Origin of the sequence: Rhizobium rosettiformans W3, from assembly GCF_004912135.1 — a bacterium.
In the GTDB taxonomy this organism is placed as follows: domain Bacteria; phylum Pseudomonadota; class Alphaproteobacteria; order Rhizobiales; family Rhizobiaceae; genus Allorhizobium; species Allorhizobium rosettiformans.
This window is the reverse complement of the sequence record NZ_STGU01000007.1, coordinates 272,102-283,765: the sequence shown is the minus strand read 5'-3', so window position 1 is coordinate 283,765 and position 11,664 is coordinate 272,102. Positions and strand designations below refer to the sequence as shown.

11 protein-coding genes are annotated in these 11,664 nt (G+C 60.8%); 5 read left to right on the top strand and 6 right to left on the bottom strand.

Translation table 11 applies throughout. The features are described from left to right. Both FAA86_RS14915 and FAA86_RS14910 read left to right on the top strand, forming a co-directional pair. Window positions 1-1,119, top strand: a 1,119-nt coding sequence (locus tag FAA86_RS14915; RefSeq protein ID WP_136541791.1) for a RelA/SpoT domain-containing protein, incomplete at its 5' end; no start/stop codon positions are given. Window positions 1,120-2,717: 1,598 nt separating this feature from the next. Beyond that, window positions 2,718-3,221, top strand: a complete 504-nt coding sequence (locus FAA86_RS14910; RefSeq protein WP_136541789.1) for a hypothetical protein — start codon at window positions 2,718-2,720, stop codon at window positions 3,219-3,221. A 98-nt stretch (window positions 3,222-3,319) separates the two neighbouring features. Here FAA86_RS14910 and FAA86_RS14905 read toward each other — a convergent pair whose 3' ends face one another. After that, window positions 3,320-3,724: a DUF6074 family protein gene (locus FAA86_RS14905; protein WP_246035088.1), complete on the bottom strand. Its 405-nt coding sequence runs from the start codon at window positions 3,722-3,724 to the stop codon at window positions 3,320-3,322. Between the two features lie 195 nt (window positions 3,725-3,919). Then, on the bottom strand, window positions 3,920-4,546 hold the full coding sequence (locus FAA86_RS14900) for a J domain-containing protein (RefSeq protein WP_377343277.1): 627 nt from the start codon (window positions 4,544-4,546) through the stop codon (window positions 3,920-3,922). A 472-nt stretch (window positions 4,547-5,018) separates the two neighbouring features. Between FAA86_RS14900 and FAA86_RS14895 the strand changes: the two genes are divergently transcribed. After that, complete coding sequence (locus tag FAA86_RS14895; RefSeq protein WP_113459654.1) at window positions 5,019-5,231, top strand: cold-shock protein; 213 nt, start codon at window positions 5,019-5,021, stop codon at window positions 5,229-5,231. 80 nt (window positions 5,232-5,311) lie between these two features. On the opposite strand, the gene dusA is transcribed toward FAA86_RS14895, so the two are convergent. The 4 genes from dusA to FAA86_RS14875 all read right to left on the bottom strand — a co-directional run bounded on the left by dusA (window position 5,312) and on the right by FAA86_RS14875 (window position 9,291). Further along, complete coding sequence (gene dusA / locus FAA86_RS14890; RefSeq protein WP_136541785.1) at window positions 5,312-6,379, bottom strand: tRNA dihydrouridine(20/20a) synthase DusA; 1,068 nt, start codon at window positions 6,377-6,379, stop codon at window positions 5,312-5,314. A gap of 69 nt (window positions 6,380-6,448) precedes the next feature. Then, window positions 6,449-7,069, bottom strand: coding sequence for a dual specificity protein phosphatase family protein (locus FAA86_RS14885; RefSeq protein WP_210309954.1), 621 nt, complete (start codon window positions 7,067-7,069; stop codon window positions 6,449-6,451). Between the two features lie 114 nt (window positions 7,070-7,183). Next, complete coding sequence (locus FAA86_RS14880; RefSeq protein WP_136541783.1) at window positions 7,184-7,621, bottom strand: DUF1489 family protein; 438 nt, start codon at window positions 7,619-7,621, stop codon at window positions 7,184-7,186. Window positions 7,622-7,890: 269 nt separating this feature from the next. Then, entirely contained in the window at window positions 7,891-9,291 is a 1,401-nt protein-coding gene (locus FAA86_RS14875; protein ID WP_136541781.1) for an L-serine ammonia-lyase, read from the bottom strand. A 594-nt stretch (window positions 9,292-9,885) separates the two neighbouring features. On the opposite strand from FAA86_RS14875, the gene FAA86_RS14870 reads away from it, so the two are divergent. Further along, complete coding sequence (locus FAA86_RS14870; protein ID WP_136541779.1) at window positions 9,886-10,578, top strand: DUF599 domain-containing protein; 693 nt, start codon at window positions 9,886-9,888, stop codon at window positions 10,576-10,578. 108 nt (window positions 10,579-10,686) lie between these two features. Next, window positions 10,687-11,652 carry an acetyltransferase domain-containing protein gene (locus FAA86_RS14865; protein WP_136541826.1) on the top strand — a complete coding sequence of 322 codons (966 nt, stop codon included), beginning with the start codon at window positions 10,687-10,689 and terminating at the stop codon, window positions 11,650-11,652. Window positions 11,653-11,664: the final 12 nt, after the last annotated feature.

Genomic DNA, 11,664 nt, shown 5'->3' with positions numbered 1-11,664 from the left:
GAAATTCAACAGTGGCTACAAACTTATGACAAGAATTATTATGTTGCTCAGCGATTAAAACGAAGGCCTCAAATACTGCGAAAGTTAAGAAGACTTAGTGTCAGGCTAACTCAATTACAGGACATTGGAGGTTGCCGAATTATCGTTGACACAGACAAAGACGTCGACGAAACGCTAAATTTTATTAATTCGAAGATTAAAACTTCCGAGATTATCAAAATTCTACGTCGAACAGATTACAGAGAACTGGGGCGCGATGACAGCGGCTATCGCGCCTATCATCTTATTCTTCAAATTGAGGGATGCACTATAGAACTGCAGATCAGGAGCAAGATACAACATTATTGGTCTGAAAGTATTGAGCGGACATCGGTTATTTATGGGTACCGCCTAAAAGAAGGCGAAGGAAATCGCGAGGTCATCGCCTACTTCAAGCAATTTTCAAATGCTCTGTACCGTATCGAACAAGGCGAGAGTCTGGACCGCGATACTGAGATCCAATTGCAGGAACTCAGAATGGGCGCGGAAGAGATAATCGGAAGAAGCTCGGATAAAAGAGCGCTAGGCGGTCACGTCAACTATGACATTGTGAAGACGATGTCAGCAAAAGAAGAACAGAGTTACGGACAGCTCAACAACTGGATACTTGTATTCGATTGGGCGGATGGGAATTTTGTACTGTGGGACATTGTTAGCCGCGAAGCCAATGAAGCTGTCGAGGCTTACTCCAGGTATGAGCGAGAGTTTCCCGAAGAGGAAAAATACGAAGTCGTGCTCATTGGAACTTCAAATATTGCGACAGTCCAACAAACTCACAGCCACTACTTTGGAATTGAGCATCACGTCGAGGCGCTTCAACAAATGGACGAGTCGATCATCGGACTTTCCCACCGAAACGAACTCGATGTAGGGTCGCGCAGAATACTACTTACGATGAAACGACGCAGCTACTGGGGAAAAAACACCATTAACGTAGCCACCTTGAAGAATCATTTCTGCCGAAATGTTGGAACTTTCGAGGACTCGCTATCAAACCTGAGAACCAGAGGGCTCATTATAGGCAGCGATCCCGTCTCCCTCGACGTTAAGAGAGCTCAAGACATCAACTCATACGTTTAAGCCACCGAAGTTGATGTGTGGCCGAGGAAGAGCTGATCGCGCGCGCCCCACAGTTTACAAAATTGGTTTTCACGTCAATAAAGGCAGCAGCAGACGAAGGGGCAAATAAAGCGGCTCCTCGCAGCCTTTCGGTGCGCGTCCGTGGAGGACGAAGACTCGAAGGCATGGGCGAGCGCAAGCTACCTAACCTTCAGCTTTTCCCGGAGAGGGGCGCAGTTCCGTTGGCAATCCTCTCGCCGAGCCTCCCTATTGCAAAATCTGAGCGCTGCCCCTGATCGGACAAGGCTGAAGCTTTGACTGGATCCTCGGGTCAAGCCCGAGGATGACGACCTCTAGCGCGGAGGAAGGTATTCTCTTTTAGCGTTCTGCGACCGAAACGGTGGCGGAGGATACCCGTTGCTCCCCTCACCCTCCGTCATCCTCGGGCTTGACCCGAGGATCCAAACACAAGCGTACCAAAGCCAAACACCCCCGCCAGACACGCCGCAAATCGCAAAGAAGGGGGACGCGCCGTAGCGTTTCCTCAACAAAATCAACAAAACGATTTTTTTTCATCCCCGCCCATTTCCACCCCCGTAGAATCAGCGCTGTCCCGCCCTCGGATACACCTGACGATGCGATGTCAGGCGAGGCGGGGCCGGCGCCGGGATGGAGGGTTGTCGCAGATCCAAGATCCCGGCCCGCTGCAACGGTCTCCCTCCGGACGAGGGGTTGGTAACGAAGGTGGCGGGGTCGGAGCCCCCACACCGGATACCCCGATCGGAAGGACGTGCCTTAGAGGCACACAGACAAGGCGCCCACGCCGTCGCGAACATCACCAGACGGCGGGGCGACAAAAAACGGCGGGGATGAGGGCCGAGGTCGCAAATGACCGAAGGCCGCATCCCCCGGGCGAGGGTCCCGGTCGGCATGGTGCACCATCCGGCGGGAACCTCCCGGGCCACCGGCCAGGCTCTGGCAGAACACTCTTCGGAGGACTCTGTCACAGCCGGACCCTGCGCCCGGTCAATCCTCGGTCCTCGGGTCACGCCCGAGGATGACCGAGGACCGTCGCCGCCTTGCCAGAGAGACGCATGCAGCGGGAAAAAACGCCGAACGAGGCGCCGGAAGGAGCCACATAAAACTACTTAGACAGGTTGCTTCTGGCGCCTCGTCCGAGACAAGTTCGACCCACCCGGAGGGAGATGATCCCAACCGGCGGCGAAGCTTGGGGTTTTTGAAAGTTCGGTGTCACCTCCCCCCGATGTGGGGGAGGACGGAAAATCGAAGGCTTAGGCGAGCGCAAGCCGCCTAAACTTCAGATTTTCCTGGTGAGGGGATCAGTGCTGCGGGCACGGGATAACCGACCCCCTCACTTGCGATTTCAGATGTTTAGGCGGCTTGCGCTCGCCTAATTCATCGAAATCGCTTTCTCCCCCACCAAGGGGGAGATGGCAACCCGTTACCATCACCGATCCCCTCACCAACAACATCTGAGGTTTAGCCCTGATCGGGCTAAGCCTTCGATTTTGTAACCTCCCCACAAGAGGGCGTCGCCCCGCCGCCCCTTCCGAAATTCCCTATTTCGCCAATTCCCGAAACACCGAAAGGAGCTCGACATGCCAGACCCACAAACCACCCCCGCCCCCGAAGCGTTGACGCTGCGCCTGCTGCGCGACATCTTCGACAAACGGGGAATCCCGCGCCGCTGCCCACGCCGCCGATGCCGGCGCAGCCGACACTGCAGCGGTGCAGCGCTCAGCCCGGCCGACCCGCTCACCACAGGCGAAAGGCTGCCGCCCTGCGCCGTCAGCGCCAAACCCGAGGCGCGCCGGCAGTTCATCGCCATGGCGAGAGATTTGCTCCCGCCTCTGGACGACAGCACCACCCTTGGCACATGGCCCCATGACAGAGAGGCGGCCAACCATCTTCGCCAGGCGATCGCGATCGTCGAGCGTATTCATTCCCGCCCCGGGCCGCATCCGGACAGCGAAGGGACAGCGCTTGCCGCCTGGCATGCCACCGACCCAGCATCGGAACTCACCGCCCTTTGCCGCCGCATCTGGCGCCAACCCAAAGCGGAGAAGCGCCCGACCGCGAGCCCGGACACCGCGCCCTCATGAGGCACGCCCCCATCCTGCGACAGGAGGTGACGCGGCCTGCCGTCGTCAAGGCGGACAGGCCGCAAGGCCGCGATCGTCGCAACAGGAGGGAAGCGCCGCTAGGTTGCCGCGAGACTGAGCTCGCCGCCAATAGGCTCGTAGAGAAGGAGAAGCTCCCTGTGGACCTCGGCCTGAAAGGCGAGGATCTCCCGGCGCACATCCTCATAGGTTTGGCCGGTATCGAACAGCTCGGTTTTCAACCGGCTGCAGAGCGTTTTCCAGAAATCGGTCGCCGCCTGTCCGTTCAACTGATCCAGCCGACAGGCGGCGGAGCGAACGAGTTGCCGACGATGCGCAAGGGGGAAGTGAATGATCGTCTCGCGCGCCTGCGAAACGAAGCCGTCGCTGTGCATCTGTGCCTTCTCCAGTTGTTGGTATCTGGGGACCCCTCCCAGGGGCTCACGGATCAGGATGAGGAGATAGCGCAAACGCGCGCAGCGCCCGGCGGAGCTGATCCATGCCATGCTATGCCATGCCATGCCAGTCCTACTGGGGTGACAGTGCCGATACCGTCGTCGACAATGGCCAGTTCACCGGAGTATTCGGCAATACTAAAAAACGATATGTCACTGTCAACAGGCGTTGACAGGTTCTCCACCAGATTTGCGTTTGGTCAGATTGTCCAAGGCGGACTGTCAACCGGGGCTTACGTTTCGCCCCTACTCCGCCGCCTTGGGCAGATCCTCGACCTCGGCCTCGACGGGCAGCGGCTCCATTTCGTAGGAATAGCCCTCGAGCATGGCATAGGCCCGCTCGATCGCCGCGATCTGCACCTCCGAGGCCTTGATGGCGTCGGTGATCGATTGCGCCCGCGCCCGCAGCATCGAGCCGAGCACGTCGGTGTCCGGCCGGCGGCCGAGGCGGTCGAGATGCTTGCGCACGCGGGCCCGGTGGCGCTCCAGCTCGAGAATATGGAAGCGGCATTTGAGGATGTCGTCGGTGAGCTTGCGCCGCAGCCCCGCGACCGGATCGAAGGAGCCGGGCTCGCGCTCGTCGAGGATCATGTCGTTGATCAGCGTTTCCAGCACCATCAGCCCCTTGAGGTCGGTGGGCTCGGCGAGCTGCGGATCATAGCCGGTGTCGTCGAACACCCGGCGGCGCACGGGATCCTTCAGGAGCTCGTAGCAGGCGGAGATCTTGGCGAAGGCATCCGCATCGCCGCCGGCATCCGGATGGGCCGTCTTCGCCACCTTGCGATAGGCGGCCTTGATCGCGGCCTCGTCGGCATCGCGGGTCACGCCCAGGAGCTCGTAAGGATCGATCACCGCGGCACCCGTCTTTGCCATACTCATCCACTCCCGCGTCCTGAAAGCCTCGACCCCGCCCCCGGTCATCCCTCCCCTAAACCCGGAAGGCGGCTGCTTCAAGACGGAACACGAGCTCGTCCAAGGTCGCGATTGGGATGGGCTTTCGCCCGGGCGGCGGGCAACGCTTTGCGAGCGCCGCCGCTTCACCCCTCAAATCTCAAGGATTTCAGCCCGTTGCAGCCGAAAAGCGCGGCCGACTGTGACTTTTCATACTTGCCAAGATTCCGAAATGACCCTACCTCTTGTCGCGTTCGGGCAGCAATGATCCCGGAGACTGGACTGATGTGTATTGACCGCGACCCGCGGTCCTGGGGGCCTTCTCCCGCCGGTAGACGTTCTTTCCCCGTTATCGCGACCACTCGACGGTTCCGTTTCGGCGGAACTTTACCTAGCCGCTTCCGGTCCGCCGGCCGCGGCGCAGACGACAAACACGGGAACAAGGAACTCTCCCATGGCCACCAAGGGCACCGTAAAATTCTTCAACCAGGACAAGGGCTTCGGCTTCATCACCCCGGAAGGCGGCGCGAAGGACGTATTCGTCCACATCTCCGCGCTCCAGGCTTCCGGCATGCAGACCCTGCAGGACGGCCAGCAGGTCACCTTCGACACCGAGCCGGACCGCATGGGCAAGGGCCCCAAGGCCGTCAACATCCAGGCTGCCTGATTACACGATTTCGAATGGCGTCCCCCGGGACGCCATTTTTGATTTACGACCTTAGAAACGCCGGAATGCCGCGCTAGACCTTATTCCGCAGCGGCAGAACTGCTCGAAGTACCCTGTGTCTTCGGCCCGCCCGCGATGTCGACCGCCGCAAAGGCCTCGGCGATGAGGTCAGGCGACACGCCCGGCTTGGTCGCCTCGGACGACAGGATCTGCCGGTAGCGCCGGGCCCCCGCATAACCCTGGAACAGCCCAACCATATGCCGCGTGACATGGTTGAGCCGCCCGCCGGACGCCACCACCCGCTCCGCATAGCCGATCATCTGATCGCGCACCGCATTCCAGTCGACCGGCTTCGCCGCCTCGCCATAGATACGGGCATCGACCTCGGTCAGAAGCGTCGCATTGTGATAGCTCGCCCGCCCGAGCATGACGCCATCCATGACAGCGAGATGCTCGACCGCCTGGTCGAGATCGGCAATCCCGCCATTGATGCCGAGAAAGACATCCGGGTTTTCCCGCTTCATCCGGTAGACGAACTCGTAATCCAGCGGCGGAATCTCCCGGTTTTCCTTCGGCGACAGGCCCTTGAGCCAGGCCTTGCGCGCATGGGTCCAGATCGCATCCGCCCCTGCCCCGATCATCCGGGCGATGAAATCCGGCAGCACCGCCTCCGGCTCCTGCTCGTCCACCCCGATCCGGCACTTGACGGTAACCGGCCCCGTCGCCACCTTTTTCATGGCCGCAACGCAAGCCTCCACCACCTCGGGCGTCTGCATGAGGCAAGCCCCGAAGGTGCCCGACTGCACCCGGTCAGACGGACAGCCGACATTGAGGTTGATCTCGTCATAACCGTAATCGGCCGCGATCCTCACCGCCTCGACAAGCTTTGCCGGATCCGAGCCACCGAGCTGCAACGCCACCGGATGTTCGGCTTCGCTGAACGAAAGCAGCTTCTCCCGCGGCCCATGGATGATCGCATCGGCCACCACCATCTCGGTATAAAGCAGCGCCCGGGCCGAGAGCTGCCGGTGGAAGAAACGGCAATGCCGGTCCGTCCAGTCGATCATCGGGGCCACGGCAAACACCGCCCGCCCATAGGGTGCGGGACCGGGAATGTCGCGGGTGAGGAAGTCAGCATTCGTCGTCATGGCGGCGCAGATATCACGCTTTGCCGGGAAATGACACCATCCACGCCAAGCAAGGCGAGCACCGGTGCGTCAGCTATCAAGCCCGATCACTTTCTCGAGCGCTTCCCAGCTGTCGTCCATCGCGTAAGCCGCAAGGAATGGCAGGTTGATATGGCCGTAGAGCGGTGAGAGCTGCCACTCGGCCTCCTCCTCGTCGACACCTGCCACCTGCTGCAGGAAGATGACAGAGGCAAGGCCCGTGCGGTCGGCGCCGGACATGCAGTGCACGAGGATCGGCTGTTCGGCCGTCTTCAGGATTGAAAGCAGTTCCTGCGTTCGTTCGGCGGTGAGGTCCTTGCGGGCCGACATGCCGAAATCGACGTGTCTTGCGCCATGCGCGGCGGTTGCCGCAATCTCGTCGTCATACCAGTCCTTGCCCGGATTTTCGCCGCGAAGGTTGATGACCGTCTTGATCCCATAACGGTCGATTTCCGCGCCCAGCCGCTCACCCGAAAGCTGGGCCGAGCGATAGAACTGGCCGGGGAGCACCTCGTGAAAATTCCCGGAGAGAATAAGCAGTCCGACATAGGCGCCGAAGAGCAGCGCCAGAGCCGCAATCGTCACGAAGGCCCGCCGCACGGGCACGCGCCAGGAAGACCGCTTCGGAGCATTTGCCGCCGCTGCAGAATGCGTCTTGTCGATATTATCCAAAGTCAGACCCACCCATGAACCTTACCCGCAGACAGGCTGCTCGCCGATTCCGGCGTTAGAATGGCGGAACAAAAGGCAGGACACCAGGAAAAGAAGCGCGGATGAAGGCCTTGGTCAGAGCAGTCCCAGTTCGGCGAGTTCCCGCTTCAGATCGTCGGGCATGTCCTCGATATTGGCACCGGATGCCGAGAGGTCCCGGGGGGCGGCGTCCGCCTCGAGATAGCGCCAGCCCTGGAAGGGACGACGCGGCGCAGGCGCCACCTCCACCACTTCGGGTCCGAGGATCAGTTCGCAGCGGGTGATGCCATCACCGCCGGTGAACGTCTTGATGTCGAGCAGCTTCTGACGGGCGGCGAGCTGGCCCTTGATGATCCAGTAGAGCGAGCCGCCATCGAGCAATTCTTCAACGCGCTTCGGCACCATGCGGGTGACATGCGACGAATGCGGCTCGAGCCCGGCTGCGACCGCCACGAGGCAGCGCTCGGCGACCCAGTCGCGCAGGTCGTCGATGGAGTCGGCTCCGACGCAGAGCTTGAGGAGATGCAGTGCCATGACACCGAGATAGCCGCTCCCCGCGGCGGGTCAAGGGCCGGGGTGTCGCAGGGGTGATGTGCTCAACAGTTTCGGTATGTTTCGCGGTCAGCGTCATCCTCGGGCTTGGCCCGAGGATCTATTGAGGGCGGCCATTCGCGGGACGATGGCATGGGTATGCCACGTCCAACGTCGGGGGCGTCGGGGGCGGAGCGGACGTAGCAGATCCTCGGGACAAGCCCGAGGATGACGGCAGAGACGGGCCGGGACAGGGTTAGCCCCTGCCCGCCTCAACACTCCACGACGTTGACGGCGAGACCGCCGAGCGAGGTTTCCTTGTATTTCTCGTTCATGTCGTTGCCGGTCTGGCGCATGGTTTCGATCGCGGCGTCCAGCGGTACGAAATGCACACCGTCGCCCTTCAGAGCGAGTGAGGCGGCGGTGACGGCCTTGACGGCGCCAAGCGCGTTGCGTTCGATGCAGGGCACCTGGACGAGGCCGGCGACGGGGTCGCAGGTCATGCCGAGATGGTGTTCGAGGGCGATTTCCGCCGCGTTCTCGATCTGCTCGGGCGTGCCGCCCATGACGGCAGCGAGACCGGCGGCGGCCATGGCCGAGGCCGAACCGACCTCGCCCTGACAGCCGACTTCCGCGCCGGAAATCGAGGCGTTGTGCTTGATGATCCCGCCGATGGCGGCAGCCGTGAGCAGATAGTCGCGAATGCCCTCCTGATCCGCATCCGGATGGAAGTGCAGATAATAGCGGATCGTCGCCGGCACGACTCCGGCAGCGCCGTTGGTGGGCGAGGTCACGACGCGGCCACCAGCGGCATTTTCCTCGTTGACGGCCATGGCATAGACCGACAGCCAATCATTCGCGAGCACGGGATTGAGGCGGTTCGAGCGCCACTCCTCCTGCAGCTTGTCATGGATCGACTTGGCGCGGCGGCGAACTTTCAGCCCGCCCGGCAGCTGGCCTTCCTGGCGCAGGCCGCGGTCGATGCAGCTCGCCATCGCATCCCAGATCCGGTCGAGGCCGGCATCGAGGTCTTCGCGCGAGCGCACCACTTCTTCATTCGCCCGCTTCATCTGGGCAATCGTCAGCCCGGAAGAAGCCGCCATGGCGAGCATCTCCTTGGCCGAGGCAAAGGGATAGGGCACCTTCTGGCTCGAGGCCTGTTTCTTCTGCTTCTGAATGGCCAAAAGCTCTGTATCGGTGACGACAAAGCCGCCGCCGATCGAATAGTAGATCTGGGTCAGCAGAACCCGGCCGTCCTTGTCGAGCGCAGACAGGCGCATGCCGTTCGCATGGCCGGTCAGCGGCGTCTTCTTGTCGTAGACGAGATCGTCCTTCGGCTGGAACTGGTAGGCCGGATGTCCCGGCGGGGTAACCCGACCCGTGCGCTCGACATCGGCAATGATCGTTTCCATGCGATCGGGATCGACACTGTCAGGCGCCTCGCCCATCAACCCGATGATCACGGCATTGCCGGTGCCATGGCCGATGCCGGTATAGGCCAGAGAGCCATGCAGGCTCGCCTTAAGGGCGGCCACATGAGCGCCGGCCGGACGCGGCCACTGGTCGGACAGAATGAGATCGAGAAAGCGATTGGCCGCCGTCATCGGACCCATGGTGTGGGAACTCGAGGGGCCGACGCCGATCTTGAACACGTCGAAAACCGATAGAAACATGAGGCTCCTCGCATGCGGGATAAGAAAGCGCAAAGGCTAGTGCATCGCCTAACACGAATGCGCCTTGCAATCGACATAGGCTTTCATCGCCGCGACATGCCGGAGATGGTGTATGGGTCGCCGAAACGCAAACAGCGCGGTCGAAACGACCGCGCTGTTTGTTCAATCGCCTGTGGCGGATGTCAGATCGTGCCGAAAAGATAAGCCAGGCACATAATGCCGGCAAAACCCATCAAGGCACGGAAGGTGACACCCCAGCACGACTTCTGGAAACTGCCTTCCATGAAAACTCCGTGTGAGATCACATTCACAGGAAAGCCGTCCCCCGACCGCTTTCTGTGTGTCTGATTATTAAAATCGGGGCCGCTCCGCAACCGCAAAAATGGCAAAAGGAAGGCGCATTTTGCGCATCAGGCATGCGCTCACCGCATGGATTTATGAAATTTCAATGGGTTAGAGCATTAATTCGTTAACGGCCACAGCGCGCACAAAGCCCCAATTCGGGCCAATGTCTTTCGCGTGGTTAATTCCCGTTGTGGAGAAACACGCGACAACGATAATGCCGGCAGCCTTCAGACTCTGGGATTCGCTCACATGACCATCGTTGATTACTGCGCCATGGCGCTCTTTCTGCTGCTCTGGCTCGCCTATGCCCGCATCATCGGCGATCAGCAGATTCTCTCCCGCACCAGCCTGACCAAGGCCATGGCTGAGCGACGTCGCGAATGGATCCTGAACTCGATGAACCGCGACCTCAAGATGATCGACACGCAGATCATGGGCGGTCTGCAGAACGGCACAGCCTTCTTTGCTTCCACGACGATCTTTGCAATCGGCGGCTGCTTCGCCTTGCTCGGCGCCACGGAACAGGTCGATGCGATCCTGAAGGACATCCCCTACATCGTCCAGGGCGGACGCGCGACTTTCGAGCTCAAGGTCTGCGGCCTAATCGGTCTCTTCGCCTATTTCTTTTTCAAGTTCGGCTGGTCCTACCGGCTGTTCAACTATTGCACCATTCTGTTCGGCGCGATCCCAATGACCGAGGAAGCGGCCAAGGACCCGGAGCGGGCGATGGCCGCGGCCGAGCGCACGATCCAGATGAACATCATTGCTGCCAGCCACTTCAACATGGGCCTGCGCGCCATCTTCTATTCGATCGGCTATCTCGGCTGGTTCGTCAGCCCCTGGATCTTCATGGTGGCCACGGTTCTCGTCTTCATCGTTCTCCTGCGCCGGCAGTTTTTCTCAAAAGCCCGCCTTGCTCTCCTCAACGGAAGCGATACCTGAAAGACGGCGCGCGGGTCCGACAGCCATGAATTCGCCGTCTTTGAACCCGACCGGGCTCTCAGTGAAAAGCTTGCCGATTAAGACGTGAAGGACGACTGCGTGGCAGACATGATTGAGCCCCGATCCGGGTCACAGAGACCGCGCCTGCTCTCCCTGGACGCCGCGCGAGGGCTCGCTCTCATTGCCATGGCGACCTACCATTTCAGCTGGGATCTGGAGTTCTTCGGCTATCTCGCCCCGGGCACCTCGACGCAAGGCTTCCTGCGGATCTATGCGCGCCTGATCGCTTCGAGCTTCCTGTTTCTGGCAGGTTTCAGCCTGGTGCTGGCGCATTATCCGAAGATCCGTTTTGCGCCTTTCCTGCGCCGGCTTGGCGTGATCGTCGCGGCCGCCGCCGTGATATCCGTGGCCACCTACTGGTTTACCCCGGACAGCTGGATCTTCTTCGGCATCCTCCATGCCATCGCGGTGTCGAGCCTGATTGGGCTCGCATTCGTCAGGCTGCCGCCATTGCTGACGCTTGGCGTCGCCGCGATTGCCATTGTGCTGCCGGCCCTGTTGCGCTCGCCGAGCTTCGACGCGCCCTGGTTCTGGTTCCTTGGCCTCTCCGAGACCCTGCCACGATCGAATGATTATGTGCCGCTCCTTCCCTGGATCGGCGCCCTGCTGGCGGGCATTGCAGTCGCGCGCCTCATGATGGACCGTCAAAAACTCGACGTTCTCGATCGGCTGCCGGCCGGACCCCGCTGGCTACGCTGGGGCGGGCGCCATTCGCTGACCGTCTATCTGCTGCATCAGCCGATCCTGATCGCCGGGCTTTATCTGGCAAACTTCGTCGTGCCGCCGCCGGCCGTCGACCCTGTCGCCCAATATACCGGCAGCTGTGAAGCAAGCTGTCTGGAACAGGGTAATGAAGCGGGGCTCTGCCAGCGCTTCTGCGCCTGCACGCTCGAACGCCTGCAGGCGGAGAATCTGTTCGAACCGCTCCAGTCTGGCGCAATCTTGCCCGATCAAGATCAGCGGATACAGACGCTGGCGGATGACTGCACCATCAGGAGTCAATCAGCGCCGTAGGGAGGAGTTCTT